Raw genomic sequence first — 15,538 nt, 5'->3', positions numbered from 1 at the left:
ACTATCCCGTTAAAATAATTGTTTTAATTCGTTCTTATCTGGTTGATACGTATTCACCCGCCCGCTTGCCATCACACGGTTATCCGCGAGGATTTCGCCTTCAAAACTGCCAATTTTCTCATCACTCATTAACAGCGTGACCTTACACTCCAGCAGCGTCTGCGCCGGGAACTGCCCTGCGGGGCACCGCAGACCACGCCCACCAATGAGCATCCCTACGCCGACGGACGCTTCACCCGCACGCATCGTGTGCCAGCCTGACCATACGCCCACCGTCTGTGCGATGATTTCGATGGCAAACCACCCGGGCAGCGCGCCGTCGCTATTTAAGAATGGCGCGAGCACGCCGTCAGGGCTGACCTTCACCTGGCAATGCGCGCTGGTTTCCGTGACCTCAATGACATTTTCCAGCAGGCACATCGGCGCCTCATGCGGCAAGTAGCGCTGCGGGGCCAGATAATCAGTCATGCGTCGCTCCAAATATCAGGGTGGCATTGTTACCGCCAAAGGCAAAAGAGTTAGACAACATGACCGGTTTATACTCCGCTCGCGCTGAGGTCAATAATCCGCAGGAGGCCAGCTCACTGTCCTGCGTGCAGTCGCTGAAATCCTGTGCTGGCAGCGGTAAGTTGCGGGTCAGCATCAGATAGCAGAGCACCGCCTCACAGGCCCCTGCCGCCCCAAGCGTGTGTCCGGTAAGGTGCTTGGTGGAGCTGCCCGGCACGCTTTCGCCAAACAGCTGGTGGATGACCTTCGCCTCAATGTCGTCATTCAGACGCGTGGCGGTGCCGTGCATGTTGATGTAGCCGATGTCCGCGGCGGTTAACCCTGCCTCTTTCAGCGCCATTTCAATGGCGCGAATGGCCCCGGCACCTTCCGGATGCGGCGCCGACATGTGCCAGGCGTCGGAAGACTCCCCTACGCCCAACAGCTTTACCGGGCCGGGATCACGGCTGAGCAGCAGCAGCGCCGCCGCCTCACCGATGGTGATCCCGTTTCGCTCGGCGCTAAACGGTCGACAGCGCCGCTCGCTCAGAGATTCAAGACTATTAAACCCGTTGATCGGCATCCTGCTCAACGTATCTGCCCCGCCCACAATTGCCACGTCCACCATGCCGGCTTCAATCAGCCGCTTGCCGGTGATGGCTGCCCTGGCGCTGGACGAGCAGGCGGTAGACACGGTAAAGGCCGGGCCGTTCAGCGCCAGGTATTCACTGACGAAGCGCGAAGGATCGCCCAGCTCCTGCTGTGCATAGCGATAAGTGTCGTTTGTTCCGCTGACTTTGCGATCCGCCTCATCCAGCCCGGAGGTGCTGGTTCCCAGCACCACGGCAATGCGATCGCGTCCGAAACGCGCCACGGCGTCATCAATCTGCGGCTGGATCTGAGCCAGCGCGGCCAGCAGCAGGCGATTATTACGGCTGTTGTGCCGGGAAAGCTCGGCGGGAACGGGCGGCAATTCCCCCCTCACCCGTCCTACCCAGCATTCGCCCTGCTGCAGCCAGCCGTCCGTGTCCGGCACCATCCCCGGCGATTGTCCTGTCACCAGGCTGGCAGCTATCTCATCCAGAGAACTGCCCATAGCGTTGACCATACCAACCGCGTTGACGAAGATCATGACTGGTTATCCAGGTTCTGGATCGCAATGAGATAGCCAAAGCGATGGTGCTGAATGCTGACGGGCTGGCGGCTCCCGTCACGGGTAACGTAAGTTATCGTTTCGATAAGTGCGTGGGTGTCATCGCGCAGTTCACGCTTAGCGCCGATGTCTTTTAGCGTCCAGCCCTTCGGTAGCTGCTGCTGCCACTCGCTTACGGGCCAGTAGCTCAGCATGATATCGGCAAGTACCTGGCTTGCCGGAGGCATTTCAGGCAGCGTGATGGACTGCTCGGTTTTCACCCCCGTCCTGTCGTAAGTCAGGCGGAACAAGCGGATGCCCAGCGGTGAAAGTCCTGCCAGCATCACTTTCTGGCTGTCTGCATTCAGCAGCACCATCAGCGACTGCGTTTTCCCTTTGAGGCTGGCGGTCAACAGCTGCTGTTTATTAATGGCAGGCGTAACAGAAGGCGCTGGCAGCGTGACCAACGTTCCCGGCTTCAGCCACGCCTGCGGGCGGGTCGGATCCTGCTTTGGCGCGTTACAGGCGCTTAGCAGCGATACGCTCAGAAGCAGAACGAAAGCGGAAAAATGGTGGAAGACGCTACCGCTTTTCCACCCTATGGGTGCAAAAATTTTTTGTTTTATGGTGCTCATGATTTTCCTTTATCACAGGCCGGCATGGCCAGCGGCGCGGTCAAAAACGCGCAGAAGATCCCGCAGCTCAGGACAATCCCGAAGCTGGAGATAGCCTGAGTCTGGCTAAAGACCAGCATGCCAAGCGTCAGCAGCGTAGTCAGTAACGCAACGCTTACCGCTAACATAGAGGTTAACGGCGTGCCGCGAGGGTTACTGAAGAACAGCGTGTAGTTAATACCGATCCCCAACACCAGCACCAGCGCCAGCAGCGAGAACAAATTAAGATCGTGGCCGCTGAAGGCCAGCGCCGCAAGGCCACCGCCCAGGGAAAGCAGCGAGGGCACCACGTTAAGCAATCCGCGTTTGACGCCGAGACGCAGCATATAGCTGACGGCGATGGCCGCGACCGCTACGGCCAGTAAAGCGGCTAACAGCGCGCGATAGAAGCCAAACAGCTCGTTGAAGGTGGCTTTACGATCTACCCAGCTGACGCCCGGCAGTTTGGCCGCAAGACTGCTCAGGGCCGCAGCGTCATGTACGCCGCTGACAGGGACCAGCGCCCCGCTCCTGCCGTCGGCTAGTGACAGCCACAATAAACGCCAGCCGCTGCTGATGACGCTTTTTGCCCAGATATCCGGGGTGACCGGCATCTGCTGTAAGTTCGGCGCGCTCACGCTGATTCCCGTCTCTGCCAGACGCTTTTGCAAAACGGGTGCGGCCTCACGCAGCAGGCGCAAATCTGCCTGCTGGCGCTCAAGAGAAGCAAGAGGGATCAGGCGATAGCCGTCGATTTTCTTACTTGTCCGCAGCGAAGCCAGCTCCGGGGCCAGCTTTTCCAGGCGCTGAAGCGTCTCTTCCGCGCTGTTCCCGTAAACCATGAACCATTTCTGATCCATGCCTTGTCCGGTCAATGCGGTCATCGCCTGCTCTTCATGCAGCAGATCCTGAGGCAGCGCCTGCAAGCTTGCAATATCGTCGTTCACGCGCAGCGAAGCGATACCCGCCAGGCTGACGAGCAGCAGCGTGCAGGGGATGCCCACGCGCACGGTTTTATTCGTTTGCCAGGCAGCAAGCCACGCAAGCATCCAGCGGCGGCATGGAACAGGCCGCACCGGCAACCCCCGCACCGCAAAGGGATACCAGCAAACGACGGTGAGGCAGGAGGCGGTTAAGCCGCTGGCGGCAAAGACCGCGAGCTGGCGGATGCCCGGGAAAGGCGCGAACAACATGATGAGATAAGCCAGCACCGTTGTCCCCAGCGCCAGCAGGAGCGCAGGGAGCACTTTGCGCAGGCTGGCGAGCGGCGAACTTTGCCCGCCGTGCACCATCCTCTCCGTCAGGTAATAGAGCGTGTAGTCTGCCGATACGCCAACAATCCCCAGGCTCATCACCAGCGTCATCAGATGCAGCTGGCCAAAACAAAGCAGCGTTATTGCCGTGCCTGCAAGCGCACCGACAGTCACGGAGGTCGCGCACAGTAACAATGGCCGTAGCGAGCGGAACACCAGCAGAATGAGCAGTAAAACGCCCGCCACCGTAGCGACCCCCAGCGTGGAGACGTCGTGTTTTGCCTGCTGGCTGGCGTAGTCGCTGTAGAACAGCGTCCCGCGGGACATGACTTTTGCCTGCGGGAACTGCTGCTGAAGGTGCTGTTGCAGCGCGCGCAGCTTGCTCACCGCTTCGCGCCCGCGCTGCATATCAAAGGAAGAGTCTTTCAGCTCACCGTGCAGCATATACCAGTAGCGCCCTTGCTTATCCCGCGCCACCAGCCAGCCGTCGATCATTCTTAACTGGCTGGCGCTCTGCTGTAGCGCCAGCTGAGACCCTCTGACCAGCATCAGGGGATCGTGGGTCAGCTCTTTACCGCTGACGCCGGAAAACGCCGAGTAAAGCTGCGACAGCACCCACTGGGCCTGGGCATCTCCGCCTTTTTGCAGGCGGGCGCGAGTCTGCGCATCCACCAGCCCGTTGCGGTGTTCAAAATAAAACTTGCCCCACTGCTGCTGGCCTGCGGCATCCATCGGCCCCTGCACGTTGGTTAAAAACGGCTGCTGGTTGAGCTGCGCCTGCCAGGCCTTTGCCACGCTGGCGTCCGGCCTGGTGCCCGGGCTGACCAGCCAGAGCATCTGCTTGTCGAGGCGTTGCAGGAAGCCCGCTTCAATCGCGGGCGGCACCTTGCCCAGGCTCTGGGCCGGCAACAGCGACAGGACGCTGCTGTCCAGCCGGGCCTTCGGTAACAGCACGCACAGCATCACGACCAGCAGCGTAACGACGACAAGCCAGCTCCATGCCAGCCCGCGCGGCCACTCAGAAGGCAAAACGCTGCTGCTCTTCTGGCGTCAGTTTACGTGGCTCCGGACGCTGGTTGCTGAAGGTGATTTCTGTGAAATCCCCCTGGGTGTCATTGAGCTCAATAGCATTGAGGTATTTCTCCCCTTTCAGGGTGATGGTGCTGAAGAGTTTGTCGAGCGGTGACGTCGTCGGCGTCAATACCAGCTGCCATTGCCCTTTGTCGAGATCGGAGAACCGGCTGGAAAAGTTCTCATCGAGCACCTTACGATCGGCCTGGAACAAAGCACGCAGCAGGTGGTTGAACTGGAACATCTGCGGATTGCTGTCGGCGGTGATCACCTGCGGAGCCTGGCTGCCCATCACCTGAACCATATGGCTGTCATCAAGAATCAGCGTCATCGGGAACGGATGCTGCTGTTGCCACCATAGCCCTTTGCTTTTTGCAATCAACACCTTACCGCTGGAATGCAGCGGATGAGCCATGCCGCTTATCTGACGCTCCTGCTGGAAGTCCGCACGCACCACCTGCTGCGCGGCAAAGCGCTGTTGAATATCATCAAGCGTGACGGCGCAGGCGCTATAGCTCACCAGCAGCAGCGCGGTCAGTACCAGTTTTTTCATGGTTTCATCCCCATGCGTTCGAATAACACCTCCGGCGAGACAAAGCACATCTCCCCGCTCGCGGCGTCAACGGCCACCTGAATGGTATAGCCGGACGTTTTGCGCTTACCGCTGGCGGCATCGACGATTTGATAGCCGATCTTCAGGCGGTTTTCGAATTCGAGCACGCTTGCCTGGACCAGGATTTGCTGACCAAAGGTGACCACGTCGCGATATTTCACCCGCGTATCGACAACCGGCCAGACGTAGCCTGAATCCCTCATGGCGCGATAACCGTAATCAAACTGGTCGAGCAGCGCTTCACGGGCGATTTCGAAGTAGCGGAAATAGTTGCCGTGCCAGACGACTTCCATCGCATCGACATCGTGAAACGGCACGGTGATACTGACCTCAACGTGAAAGCGAGGATCGCTTAACATGCAGACTCCTTTTCTGGCGGCAGCTGCCAGAAATCATAAAAATTAAACCAGTCGAGCGGCGAGCGTAAAGCGTAGGCTTCCAGCCGTTCGGCATAGCGATCTACCGCCTGCTGGAGTGCCAGCTGGCGCGTCGAACGTGGTAAAAGTAGCGGGTCGGCAAACGGCTCCGCGTGAATGCGTAACTTCCCCTGCTCACGAAGCACCATCATCAGGATCACCGGACAGCGCAACGCGGCGGCGAGGATAAATGGCCCCTGGGGGAAAGGTGCCGCCGCGCCCATAAACTGGCTCCAGCATACGCGCCGCTCGCCGCCGCGCTGCGGATTAACCGCAATTCGGTCCCCCACGATAGCAATCCACTCTCCTGCATCAAGCTTTTCACGCAGCATCATGGCGGTTTCCGGGCCAATATGCGTCACGGGCAGCAGGTTCACCGCCGCCTGGGGAGCTATCTCTTCGACAATTTGTCTGAAGCGCTGGGCATGGTCGGTAAAGACCAGCGCGTTGATAACCAGCCCCGCATCAAACTGAGCCAGCGCACGGCTGGCTTCGATATCGCCCAGATGGGCGGCAAGGATCAGCTTCCCACCGCCAGACTTCGGCTGTAAAACCTCCCGGCTTCCGGGGGCAAAGCTGATATCCCGACCCCATTTGATATCGCCTCGCCAGGCGGCGATTTTGTTGAGCATGGCATCGCCAAAGCGCAAAAAATGGCGAAAGCTGTTCAGGCCTGCGGGCAAAGTCAGTCGTTTATTTGCCGCCTGCTGCGCCACGCGCCGCAGCCAGTTTTGAGAGGCGCGCCGCTGGACGCCGCCGGTCAGCCACATCCACGCCACCACGGGGTACAGCAATAGCGTAAAAGCTCTGCGCCCCAGCGTCTGATAAATGCGCAGCATCAGGCGCATGCCCGCCAGTCCCTTACGCTCCGGCATTTGCGCCCAGTGCTCAGGTTGACGGCGACGCATCAGTAGCACCGGAATACGCGGCAGCATGCCGAAAAACAGCCGGGTGTGCATCCACGAAATCCGCAGATTGTCATGCAGGGCATCAAAATGCGACAGGCCATCGGGCGGATAGGTGACGCGGGTGCGCAAAAAGCGGCTGTCCACGCCAGCCCAGTAAAGCCGCACCATGATTTCCGTATCGAAATCCATCCGTTTTCCGGGAGGATGCTGTGCAACCAGCGAAAGCGTGGCCGCCAGCGGATAAACACGAAAGCCGCACATGCTGTCTTTCAGCGACAGCGAAAGCGTTTCAATCCAGACCCAGACATGGGTCACGTAGCGTCCGTAAAGCCGCGATTTAGGCACCGAGTCGTCATACTCCGGCTGCCCGGAAATCAGCGATCCTGGGTGGCTGCGGGATGCTTCCAGAAAACGGGGAATATCTTCGATGCAGTGTTGCCCGTCGGCATCCAGCTGAATAGCGTGGGTAAAACCAGCCTGCCGGGCAGCCTCAAGACCTGCGATGACCGCCTGGCCTTTGCCGCCGTTGACCGGCAGGCGGACCAGCGTGACGGCGGGATGGCTGGCCACCAGCGCATCAAGCTGGCAAGCCGTCTGCGGTTCGCTGCCGTCATCAACGATAAAACACGGCAGCATGAAAGGAGCCAGACGCGCAAGTACGCCAGGCATGGCAGCCCCGTGGTTGTAACAGGGGATCACCACGCAGGGGCGGAAGTCAGGCTGTATTAATGACATAGTTTAATTTTTCCACTGCTGACCGGGTGCTGCGCGTCGTCTGATACCTGCTGATAGCTAAAGCTCAGCACGCTGCGGGAGGCATCCCAGCGCAGAGTCAGCTCCAGCAGGCTGTCGGGCTGCACCGGGCGCTGAAACTTTACGCTGTCGATGGCGCTGAACCGCATGCCCGGCGCAAGCTCCGCGCCGTAGGTCATCACCCAGTCAAGCTGCGCGACGCCCGGCAGCAGCGGCTGAACGGGAAAGTGTCCCTGAAACCACATCAGGCCTGCAGGGACTCTCAGAAGCAGACACAGCTGATTCATGTCCGGCTGCGTGCGGCGCTCTTCAAGGGGTTTCATCAAATAATTCCTGTAGTTGTGTCCATGCCCGCTTGCTCTGGCTGTTAAGCGGAATACTCTCGACGATACGCCAGTAGCGGGGAATGGCCACCGGCTCGAGCCACTGGCTGAGTGACACCCGCCACTGCGTTTTTAATTTTACCAGCGGCTCATGCGGCAGATGCAATACCACAACGGCACCAGGCACCGTGCGCCCACCGCGCGAAAGGGTGATCACCGCGGCATCCTTAATCTCAGGCAGCGTCAGCAAACGTCGTTCAATTTCACTTAGTGAGACACGCTTCTCTTCTATTTTGACTATCCGGTCGCGGCGGCCCAGCAGGCTGAACGTTCCCTGCTCGTTGAACGCCAGGCGGTCATCAAGTTGACATTCACCCTCTTCAACCAATGGCGAACGTACCGACCATCCTTCAGCCTCTGCAACAAACTGGACCTCGGGGAACGGATGCCAGGGCTGTCCGCTGCTGAGGTGCTTTCGCCAGGCCAGCACGCTCGTTTCGGTCGTACCATATATCTCGCTGACGGGCACGCCGAGCCACTCTCCCGCCCGCCGTGCAATGTCATCATCCAGTTTCCCCGCGGCAGAAATAGTCATGCGGCAGGACGGCGCAGGAAGCCGGGTATCGAGACGTTTCAAAAATGCAGGGCTGCTGATAAACAGCAGAGGATGGGTCGCGTGCGCAGCCAGCTGTTCCGGAAACTGAATAAGCGAAGCATCGCAGGCCAGGCCCAGCGCCATCGGCAGCATAATGCGGAACGTCAGGCCATACATATGCTGATGGCTGACCGACGCCACAACCCGACAACCGGACAGCTCGCGACCCCACAAATCTGCAAGCCAGGCGCTTTCCTGGTCCAGCGCCGTGACGCTTTTAAAGACCTCGGTGGGCCTGCCGGTGGAACCTGAGGTAAACAGCACCACACCCGCGCCGGCGGGAATCGGCGGTAAAGCATTTATCGAAGAGATCGGCGTGTCGGGGTTGATAACCGGACAATTCAGCCGTAGCGGCCGATCGGTCACCACGCCGTGAAACAGAGCGTGCTGCTCGCGAAGCTGCGCTTCCCGACAATGCCCTGGCAGAACGGGGGTTTTTCCTGCGTGAAGCGCCGCCAGCAGCGCAACAGTAAAACGGTAGCTGCTGTCGAAGCAGAGCGCCCAGCGCTCGCCTGGCTGGCTGCATAGCTCAGCGTATAAGCGCTGAACGTCGCACCGCAGCCTCGCCTGCGTCAGACCCGTTTCCCCCTCAAAGGCAACCAGATGGTCATCACGGCGTGTGCCCCCCAGCCACTGGTCCAGCGGCAGACACTTATCCATGACGACGCTTCACCCGCTGACGGACGAGCCACTCCACGGCAAACAGCAGGCCCATCAACAGATAGCTGAGCATACCGTTCCACAGCGTCCAGAGATGAAGATTGCCGTGCAGACAGGTCCATACGGCAACGGTGCCGTTGATAATGAAAAAACCGCACCAGACCTGGGTAACCCGCCTCGTATAGCTGACCGCAGCCGGGCTGAGTTCACCTTCGCGCCATCTTGCCAGGCGCTCAACTAAAGGCATGCGGCTCAATAGCGAGCCGCCGAACAGGGCAAGCATCACCACATTCACCACCACGGGATACCACATCAGCAGGCGCGCCTCGCGAAGCCCCATACTCGCAAGGGTCAGGATCGCCCCCACGACAGCCAGCCCTTGCGCAGCCCGGCTCAGGGCGCCGGTTTTACCTCGTAATGCGGCAAGGCGCAGAACAAAACAGACGGCAAGCAGCGGCAGCAGCCAGCGCAGCTGCGGGTAAGTGAGCGCCAGCCAGACGGCAAAAGGCCAGCCCACCACGGCCAGCCCCCCTGCAACGCCCGACACTTTTGCGCCCTGCCCGCGCATCAGGACCCCTGATACAGCCGTTCTACAGCGTCGACCACATCCTGTACGGTGCGTACCGCTTTAAAATCTTCTGGCCTGATCTTCTTGCCGCTGCGTTTTTGCAGATGAACAACCATGTCCACGGCGTCGATGCTGTCGAGATCTAAATCTTCATAGAGGCGAGACTCCGGTTTAATTTGATCGGCATCCAGTTCAAACAGCTTGACCAGTAATTCGGTAACTTCTTGGTAAATCGCTTCTTGATTCATAACTGACTCATTCAATGATCAGGCGCTATGGCCGGGATGTTGGCTGGCGATAAAGGTCGCCAGAGTTGCCACAGAGTAAAAATGCTGACGCATGGCTTCGTTTTCGGCTGAAAGCACAACGCGATAGTGCTTTTTCACCGCAAGGCCCAGCTCGAGCGCATCGATAGAGTCCAGTCCTAAGCCGTCGTCACCAAACAAAGGGGCGCTGCTGTCGATATCGTCGGGGCTAATCTCTTCAAGATTCAGCGTGTCGATAATTAACTGCTTTATATCGTTCTGTAAGGATTCCATATTCGCATCCGGGTCTTAACGAGAGTCAGGCACGAGTTCCTGACGTAAATAATGGCTCAGGCGACGGGCGGCTAACGCCGGGGCTTCATCGCCGGTCTCTACAAAATCCTGGCTGTCGATACGCTGGCGTACCGATACCGTAATCATCGGTTTGCGGGCCGGGATTTGATACCAGCGGCTCTGCTTGTCGAGATATCGCTGGTCACAAGCAATATGCACCAGCCGCAGGGAACAGGCGCTGCGCACGGCAATCTGTGCCGCTCCCCGCTGAATGGCTAAAGGTTCCCCAGCACGAGTCCGCGTGCCTTCCGGGAAAATCAAAATGCTCTCCCCCGCGGCAAGTCTGCGCTGGCTTTCCGGCAGCAGGGTTTCGCCCTGGCTGTTTATTAAATAGTCCGCGGCACGGATAACGCCCCGAAAACAGGGGTTGTTAATCAGGCTCGCTTTCACCAGACAGCCGATTTCCGGGGTCTGTGAGGCAATAAAAACATAATCCAGCAGCGTAGGATGATTCGCAACGACAAGACTGCCGCGCTCTGCTCGCAGGGTCTCCACGCCGTGGATCCGATAATCGAATACGCCAAGCATTCTGCCAATACGTAAAAACAGGCGGAAACTCGCGCTGATGCTGCGGCGAGCGATGCGACGACGTTTTTCCTGCTTTCGTACAGCCAGCAACAACAAGTTAAACCATATCAGCGACAGGACAAGGCCGCCGCTGCCGAACAGCACGAACAGGAACCCCGTCATCATGACGCGCCAGCCCCATGCGATGCGCCGTTGGGCCTGCCGCCACATCAGTTCCGGGTCCATTGCCAGGATAAGCGTTCACCCGTGATGGCAAAGCTTTCTTTTGCGCTAAGCCAGGCGTGCAGGAAAGCCAGGCTTTGTGGCAGCGTTGAGTCGCTATCTGCGGCTACCGGCACGCTTTGCGCCTGTATCTGATTGCCTGCTTCCAGAAGTAAACCCACTGCAAAGGGGTAGTCTGCTTCACCAGGGGAGAAGTGCGGCTGATAAAAATCGGGGATGGCGCCATCAAAATCCACCAGCAAGACGCGCTGATAGCCGGCATGGTGGAAAGCCGCCACTTCAACCATTGCCTGGCAGAATGTGTCCCGGCCGGCGGACACAGAAGAAGAGACAAAGGGTGATTTCGCCGCAATAGTGGTATTGCCCACCGCAGCATTATGAACGGACATGGCGAAATCAGTAGGCGAAAGCGCCTGCTGTTCCGCAAGCGCGGTAAGAATGCGGTAGTTGCGCTCCAGCTCGCCGTGACGGCTGGCGAAGACCAGCGCATCAACCTGACTGCGGGCAAGTATTGCCAGCGCAGCCTCTACGGCCAGCCTGCTGCCTGAAGCCAGCCGACGAGCGGTCATCATCGGCAGATGCGTACATTTAGCGATTGTCGACGTTGCGTCAATCGTGGCCGTCGCTGCTGCCCATGCGCGCCATTGTCCGGCCCCGGACAAACCGGGTGCACAGGCCTGCCAGTCGGTAATGTTAAAGGCTAACTTCATTCTCGCTACCATCATCATTTGCTACTGCCCGCTTATGTAACTTTTATTTTTGCCGCGGGCTATCGAATAACTCTCAATCCTTCAGATCATCCTTAAAAAGATTATTTTGTTGCCAGGGATTTTTCTGAAGGCGCGGAATAGTAACAAAACCAGCGCGGAAATAAATCCTCATCGACGAAAAGTCCTGACCCGGTGGACAACCAGGCCAGGCGGGATCACTGGTAGGTAACGCTGACGATAGCCAGCGTTTTCTGCGGATCGAGATAGCGAATATCTGTGCGAATAGTGCTGTCATTATGCACGGTGTAGTTATTCAGGGCCGAGTAAGCAACGGAGTGCGTGACAGGTTTTCCTTTATTGCTGCAAGTGATATCCACCGCTTGTTGCTGATGAGAGAGACCGCACCCACCTTCAACAATCTCGCCGCGGAAGTGAATGACCCCGCCACTGTCATCGGCATGGGTGAAGGCTGAAAGGCTGGCCAGTGCAGCAATACAACATAAATGTTTTACAGTCGCTTTTACCATGATGTTTACTCCTCAACGTTATCTATACGGAGAGTTATCGGCAAACTATACGGGCGCTACAGTAAAAGATTGGTCTACGAATGAAACATTCACCACAATTATCTTACATTTTTAAATACTGGCCTTTGCGTTATATCTTACCCGGCATGACCCACTGCTTTTCTAAATGAAGGTCTTTGCCATCGCTGAGCGTCACCGTAATGGAGACCGTGTCACCGGGGTCAATATTGAGGCTTAAGGTCGTTAACTTGCTGGGCTCATTGGCCCTGATAAAGACGGTTGAGCGCTGATGACTGGTGCTGCTCCCCCCTGCCCCGGCGCGCGTTGCCGCAAGCTTCATCGCACACTGACAGTCAGCGGTTAAAGTCGCAACAGGCTCGATGGTATAAATATTGCCCTGCTGCTGGGTCGTAAAGGACAGCTGGTTAGAGAGTGCTGCTAACAAAATTAAGGTATGCATCTTTTTCTCCCATAAAAAAACAGGGCCGTGGCCCTGTTTCAGACTGATGACAAACCTAAAGCGAACGAATTTCGCAAAGATCTCACCGAATAAATAACAAGGAAAATCAATTCATTGATTTTCGCCTGCTTACCACAAAGAAGGAAAAACCACGCTTTTTCCTTCTTTGTCAGCAATCTAAAACAGGGCCGTGGCCCTGTTTTTATCTTTAGCGCAGATTCTCAGTTAGTACTGGGAAGCCGTCGCATGGTTACCGAAGCCAACCTGATTAACCTGGACGTGTGAGCCAGATGCGGTCTGGTCAACAACAGCACCGTTACCCCCGCCGTATTGACGGACGGTAATATCAGACTGTTTGCCGTTCCACTGATCGATAGTGGCGTTGTTAGCAAAGCCGTTCTGAGAAAGTTCTACTGAACTGTCATCAGAACCCTGGCCGACGTCGGCACCGTTGCCCCCACCAGACTGTTTAATATCTGTAATGGAGTTTTTCGCGTCAGATTGCAGCGCCGTTGCATTGTTACCGCCACCCTGCTGGTAAATTTTCAGAGTAGAGTTTTCATTTGATTGTGGCATACCGCCACCAGGATAGCCGCCACCGCCGCCGAAACCTGCTGCCAGTGCACTACCGGAAACCATCAACGCTGCTAATGCTGCCACTTTGAAAAGATTCATGGTGAAACCCCCATCGGATTGAGAATATAAGCCCAAATAGTTTGTGTATTATCGTTGGATAACACGAACCGCCATTTGTGACTGTTTCTGCACTACAACTGCTGTTTTTTGCGTACCGTTCTGAACAATGCTTGCTCTATTTCCGGAACCTTTCTGGATAATAAAGGCTGCGTTTCCAGAATTAGTTTGCTTAATGTCCGCATCATTAGCACTGCCCTGCTGCGAAATATAAGCAAGATTGTAAGTTCCTGATTGATCGACATTTGCTCGGTTGCCATTCCCGTTTTGGGAGACTTCCGCCAGCTGTCGATATCCTTTTTGGTTGACGTCAGCAGTATTACTGCCGCCGTACTGACCAATAATGGCTGCCTGATTAAAAGAGGCTTTGCTTAACTCATTCACTGCAAAGTTATACTCTGAAGCTGCAAGGTCGGGACCCGCCGCTAGTACATAACCAGGCACACCCAGTAATGCTAACACCATAAATAACGTTCTGTTTTTCATGTTGTCATCCTGGACCTGGATGCCGCCAGGTAATTAAGCCAAAAATATTTCCTGTTAACGCCAGCGGTAAGAAGTTATTGCTGCGTTACGGAAATGAGTATGTCCGTCGAAACATTTAAAATATCTCACCCGCACGTTGTATTTTTATAAATAAGCTCACCCCAAAGCATGAGTTATTTAAAAAAAACCAATACCAACAAGGCGTTTATTAGATATAAAAAACTAGCGCCTGCTGATGACGCATGTAGCAATAGTCAATTTATCTATCGCTGCCATATGGTTGAGGGCCTCACGGAGAAGAACAGCAAATTATTGCGTAGCGTCGTCACCAGAAACCGTTTCCTTAAGCGAAGCGGGGGAAGTAACACCGACACCTGTCACTTACATGTGTTAAATTTATTCAAATGAAAAATAACAAGATAAATATCCATATATATCAATAAGATAATTTTATTTGTATGATATATTAAATTGTGCAAATTAATAGATATGTACAACTTTAGTATCAAGACTAAATAGTCAAAACTTATCAATGAAACACTTTAATATCACCAGTTACATTCAGTTACACGTTTAACACTTGCTTTAAGATTAGTAACCGCTAGATTGGAATCAGCAGCAATCATTTTATTTAACACTCTCAGCGTATTTTAAAACGCCTCCATGTGAGTGTTTTGGAATTTAACACAGCAGTGCCGCACTAATCAGTACCTCTGGTGAATTAACTTCCTGTTAATTCAGCTGTTAGTGCATTAAAATCGGGTGGAGTTTCATCATGTTTAATGAAGTCCATACATTAAATGGTCACACATTGTTGTTGATCACTAAACCTTCGCTGCAGGCTACAGCTTTATTACAACATTTAAAGTCAACTTTAGCCATTAACGGAAAACTGCATAACATTCAACGCTCTCTTGAAGAGGTAGCCGGTAATGTTCTGGTGTTATTCGATATGGTTGAGGCGGACAAGAAACTTATTAATTACTGGCAGGATAACTTAAGCCGTAAACATAACAGCATCAAAATTCTTCTTCTTAATACGCCTGAGGAGTATCAGTTCCGTGACATTGAGAACTGGCCCCATATTAATGGCGTGTTTTATACAACGGAGGAAGAGCCACGCGTGGTGGAAGGGATTCGCGGTGTCATGGAGGGTGAGTGTTACTTTTCACAGAAATTAGCCAGCTATTTAATTAATCACTCCGGAAACTATCGTTTTAACAACGTTGAGTCTTCGTTGCTAACGCACCGTGAGAAGGAAATTCTTAATAAATTGCGAATTGGCTCTTCGAATATCGAAATTGCCCAGTCGCTATTTATTAGTGAAAACACGGTAAAAACCCATCTTTATAATCTGTTCAAGAAGATAGCCGTTAAGAACCGCACTCAGGCGGTCTCCTGGGCAAACGATAATCTCAGGCGATAAGGCCATGAAACGACAACCTGCTTTACTGCTGGCGACAGTATTACTGTGCGCTTCGGGCGGCGTTCGCGCCGTTGAAGTGGAAATCCCCGGACTGCTGACGGATCACACCGTTTCTTCTGTGGGTCACGATTTTTACCGTGCCTTCAGCGATAAGTGGGAAAGCAGTTTTACCGGGAATCTGACTATCAATGAGCGACCCAGTGCCCGTTGGGGAAGCTGGATAACTATTACTATCGATCAGGATGTGATCTATCAGGCTTTTCTCTTCCCCACGAAACGTGACTTTGACCGCAACGTTGAGGTCGCACTGATTCAAACCGATGAGGCGATTAAACGCCGGCAGGTAGATAAGGCTCTGTTGAGCACCGGTGATTTAACCCACGATGAGTTTTAGGA

20 protein-coding genes are annotated in these 15,538 nt (G+C 55.3%); 2 read left to right on the top strand and 18 right to left on the bottom strand.

Features of this window, described 5'->3' with window-relative positions:
* Positions 1-9 precede the first annotated feature (9 nt).
* The 18 genes from HYQ67_RS15385 to csgB form a co-directional block, all read right to left on the bottom strand.
* A complete protein-coding gene (locus HYQ67_RS15385; protein WP_202304793.1) occupies positions 10-468 on the bottom strand; it encodes a hotdog family protein in 459 nt (152 codons plus the stop codon).
* Positions 461-1,618, bottom strand: a complete 1,158-nt coding sequence (locus HYQ67_RS15380) for a beta-ketoacyl-[acyl-carrier-protein] synthase family protein (RefSeq protein WP_202304791.1) — start codon at positions 1,616-1,618, stop codon at positions 461-463. Before HYQ67_RS15380 ends, HYQ67_RS15385 begins: the two co-directional genes overlap by 8 nt.
* Positions 1,615-2,253: a DUF3261 domain-containing protein gene (locus HYQ67_RS15375; RefSeq protein WP_202304789.1), complete on the bottom strand. Its 639-nt coding sequence runs from the start codon at positions 2,251-2,253 to the stop codon at positions 1,615-1,617. The genes HYQ67_RS15380 and HYQ67_RS15375 overlap by 4 nt, the downstream gene beginning before the upstream one ends.
* Positions 2,250-4,553 carry an MMPL family transporter gene (locus HYQ67_RS15370; RefSeq protein WP_272929771.1) on the bottom strand — a complete coding sequence of 768 codons (2,304 nt, stop codon included), beginning with the start codon at positions 4,551-4,553 and terminating at the stop codon, positions 2,250-2,252. Before HYQ67_RS15370 ends, HYQ67_RS15375 begins: the two co-directional genes overlap by 4 nt.
* Entirely contained in the window at positions 4,543-5,148 is a 606-nt protein-coding gene (locus HYQ67_RS15365; protein ID WP_202304787.1) for a LolA family protein, read from the bottom strand. Before HYQ67_RS15365 ends, HYQ67_RS15370 begins: the two co-directional genes overlap by 11 nt.
* A complete protein-coding gene (locus tag HYQ67_RS15360; RefSeq protein WP_202304785.1) occupies positions 5,145-5,567 on the bottom strand; it encodes an acyl-CoA thioesterase in 423 nt (140 codons plus the stop codon). The genes HYQ67_RS15365 and HYQ67_RS15360 overlap by 4 nt, the downstream gene beginning before the upstream one ends.
* Positions 5,561-7,267 carry a glycosyltransferase family 2 protein gene (locus tag HYQ67_RS15355; protein ID WP_237391271.1) on the bottom strand — a complete coding sequence of 569 codons (1,707 nt, stop codon included), beginning with the start codon at positions 7,265-7,267 and terminating at the stop codon, positions 5,561-5,563. The genes HYQ67_RS15360 and HYQ67_RS15355 overlap by 7 nt, the downstream gene beginning before the upstream one ends.
* Complete coding sequence (locus HYQ67_RS15350) at positions 7,258-7,608, bottom strand: ApeI family dehydratase (RefSeq protein WP_202304783.1); 351 nt, start codon at positions 7,606-7,608, stop codon at positions 7,258-7,260. The genes HYQ67_RS15355 and HYQ67_RS15350 overlap by 10 nt, the downstream gene beginning before the upstream one ends.
* On the bottom strand, positions 7,595-8,923 hold the full coding sequence (locus tag HYQ67_RS15345) for an AMP-binding protein (RefSeq protein ID WP_202304781.1): 1,329 nt from the start codon (positions 8,921-8,923) through the stop codon (positions 7,595-7,597). The genes HYQ67_RS15350 and HYQ67_RS15345 overlap by 14 nt, the downstream gene beginning before the upstream one ends.
* On the bottom strand, positions 8,916-9,491 hold the full coding sequence (locus HYQ67_RS15340) for a COG4648 family protein (RefSeq protein ID WP_202304779.1): 576 nt from the start codon (positions 9,489-9,491) through the stop codon (positions 8,916-8,918). Before HYQ67_RS15340 ends, HYQ67_RS15345 begins: the two co-directional genes overlap by 8 nt.
* Positions 9,491-9,739 (bottom strand): acyl carrier protein, encoded by a 249-nt coding sequence (locus HYQ67_RS15335; RefSeq protein ID WP_202304777.1) that lies wholly within the window; start codon positions 9,737-9,739, stop codon positions 9,491-9,493. Before HYQ67_RS15335 ends, HYQ67_RS15340 begins: the two co-directional genes overlap by 1 nt.
* A gap of 18 nt (positions 9,740-9,757) precedes the next feature.
* Entirely contained in the window at positions 9,758-10,030 is a 273-nt protein-coding gene (locus HYQ67_RS15330; RefSeq protein ID WP_202304776.1) for a phosphopantetheine-binding protein, read from the bottom strand.
* A 15-nt stretch (positions 10,031-10,045) separates the two neighbouring features.
* Complete coding sequence (locus HYQ67_RS15325) at positions 10,046-10,828, bottom strand: lysophospholipid acyltransferase family protein (RefSeq protein WP_237391270.1); 783 nt, start codon at positions 10,826-10,828, stop codon at positions 10,046-10,048.
* The gene (locus HYQ67_RS15320; protein ID WP_202304774.1) at positions 10,828-11,550 is read right to left on the bottom strand and encodes a beta-ketoacyl synthase chain length factor; all 723 of its coding nucleotides are present in this window, start codon (positions 11,548-11,550) and stop codon (positions 10,828-10,830) included. The genes HYQ67_RS15325 and HYQ67_RS15320 overlap by 1 nt, the downstream gene beginning before the upstream one ends.
* Before the next feature lie 215 nt (positions 11,551-11,765).
* Entirely contained in the window at positions 11,766-12,077 is a 312-nt protein-coding gene (locus HYQ67_RS15315) for a fimbrial protein (protein ID WP_237391269.1), read from the bottom strand.
* A 130-nt stretch (positions 12,078-12,207) separates the two neighbouring features.
* Positions 12,208-12,537: a curli assembly chaperone CsgC gene (gene csgC / locus HYQ67_RS15310; protein ID WP_202304773.1), complete on the bottom strand. Its 330-nt coding sequence runs from the start codon at positions 12,535-12,537 to the stop codon at positions 12,208-12,210.
* A 225-nt stretch (positions 12,538-12,762) separates the two neighbouring features.
* Positions 12,763-13,212, bottom strand: a complete 450-nt coding sequence (gene csgA / locus HYQ67_RS15305) for a curli major subunit CsgA (RefSeq protein ID WP_202304772.1) — start codon at positions 13,210-13,212, stop codon at positions 12,763-12,765.
* Positions 13,213-13,260: 48 nt separating this feature from the next.
* Positions 13,261-13,716, bottom strand: a complete 456-nt coding sequence (gene csgB, locus HYQ67_RS15300; RefSeq protein ID WP_202304770.1) for a curli minor subunit CsgB — start codon at positions 13,714-13,716, stop codon at positions 13,261-13,263.
* A gap of 775 nt (positions 13,717-14,491) precedes the next feature.
* On the opposite strand from csgB, the gene csgD reads away from it, so the two are divergent.
* Both csgD and csgE read left to right on the top strand, forming a co-directional pair.
* Entirely contained in the window at positions 14,492-15,142 is a 651-nt protein-coding gene (gene csgD, locus HYQ67_RS15295) for a biofilm master transcriptional regulator CsgD (protein ID WP_202304768.1), read from the top strand.
* Positions 15,143-15,146: 4 nt separating this feature from the next.
* The gene (gene csgE, locus HYQ67_RS15290; protein ID WP_202304767.1) at positions 15,147-15,536 is read left to right on the top strand and encodes a curli production assembly/transport protein CsgE; all 390 of its coding nucleotides are present in this window, start codon (positions 15,147-15,149) and stop codon (positions 15,534-15,536) included.
* Positions 15,537-15,538 lie beyond the last annotated feature (2 nt).

The organism is Dryocola clanedunensis subsp. sulfonylureivorans (genome assembly GCF_016756775.1).
Taxonomy (GTDB): domain Bacteria; phylum Pseudomonadota; class Gammaproteobacteria; order Enterobacterales; family Enterobacteriaceae; genus Dryocola; species Dryocola clanedunensis.
Note: the sequence above shows the minus strand (reverse complement) of the source record. Positions and strands in the feature narration are given on the sequence as shown.

Bases quoted from the DNA above. Each gene is read 5' to 3' on its own strand.
- HYQ67_RS15350 (WP_202304783.1), bottom strand. From the start codon at position 7,608: ATGAAACCCCTTGAAGAGCGCCGCACGCAGCCGGACATGAATCAGCTG.
- csgA (WP_202304772.1), bottom strand. From the start codon at position 13,212: ATGAATCTTTTCAAAGTGGCAGCATTAGCAGCGTTGATGGTTTCCGGT.
- HYQ67_RS15385 (WP_202304793.1), bottom strand. From the start codon at position 468: ATGACTGATTATCTGGCCCCGCAGCGCTACTTGCCGCATGAGGCGCCG.
- HYQ67_RS15375 (WP_202304789.1), bottom strand. From the start codon at position 2,253: ATGAGCACCATAAAACAAAAAATTTTTGCACCCATAGGGTGGAAAAGC.
- HYQ67_RS15380 (WP_202304791.1), bottom strand. From the start codon at position 1,618: ATGATCTTCGTCAACGCGGTTGGTATGGTCAACGCTATGGGCAGTTCT.
- HYQ67_RS15365 (WP_202304787.1), bottom strand. From the start codon at position 5,148: ATGAAAAAACTGGTACTGACCGCGCTGCTGCTGGTGAGCTATAGCGCC.
- csgB (WP_202304770.1), bottom strand. From the start codon at position 13,716: ATGAAAAACAGAACGTTATTTATGGTGTTAGCATTACTGGGTGTGCCT.
- HYQ67_RS15320 (WP_202304774.1), bottom strand. From the start codon at position 11,550: ATGAAGTTAGCCTTTAACATTACCGACTGGCAGGCCTGTGCACCCGGT.
- csgC (WP_202304773.1), bottom strand. From the start codon at position 12,537: ATGCATACCTTAATTTTGTTAGCAGCACTCTCTAACCAGCTGTCCTTT.
- HYQ67_RS15330 (WP_202304776.1), bottom strand. From the start codon at position 10,030: ATGGAATCCTTACAGAACGATATAAAGCAGTTAATTATCGACACGCTG.
- csgE (WP_202304767.1), top strand. From the start codon at position 15,147: ATGAAACGACAACCTGCTTTACTGCTGGCGACAGTATTACTGTGCGCT.
- HYQ67_RS15325 (WP_237391270.1), bottom strand. From the start codon at position 10,828: ATGTGGCGGCAGGCCCAACGGCGCATCGCATGGGGCTGGCGCGTCATG.
- HYQ67_RS15315 (WP_237391269.1), bottom strand. From the start codon at position 12,077: ATGGTAAAAGCGACTGTAAAACATTTATGTTGTATTGCTGCACTGGCC.
- HYQ67_RS15355 (WP_237391271.1), bottom strand. From the start codon at position 7,267: ATGTCATTAATACAGCCTGACTTCCGCCCCTGCGTGGTGATCCCCTGT.
- HYQ67_RS15335 (WP_202304777.1), bottom strand. From the start codon at position 9,739: ATGAATCAAGAAGCGATTTACCAAGAAGTTACCGAATTACTGGTCAAG.
- HYQ67_RS15340 (WP_202304779.1), bottom strand. From the start codon at position 9,491: ATGCGCGGGCAGGGCGCAAAAGTGTCGGGCGTTGCAGGGGGGCTGGCC.
- csgD (WP_202304768.1), top strand. From the start codon at position 14,492: ATGTTTAATGAAGTCCATACATTAAATGGTCACACATTGTTGTTGATC.
- HYQ67_RS15345 (WP_202304781.1), bottom strand. From the start codon at position 8,923: ATGGATAAGTGTCTGCCGCTGGACCAGTGGCTGGGGGGCACACGCCGT.
- HYQ67_RS15360 (WP_202304785.1), bottom strand. From the start codon at position 5,567: ATGTTAAGCGATCCTCGCTTTCACGTTGAGGTCAGTATCACCGTGCCG.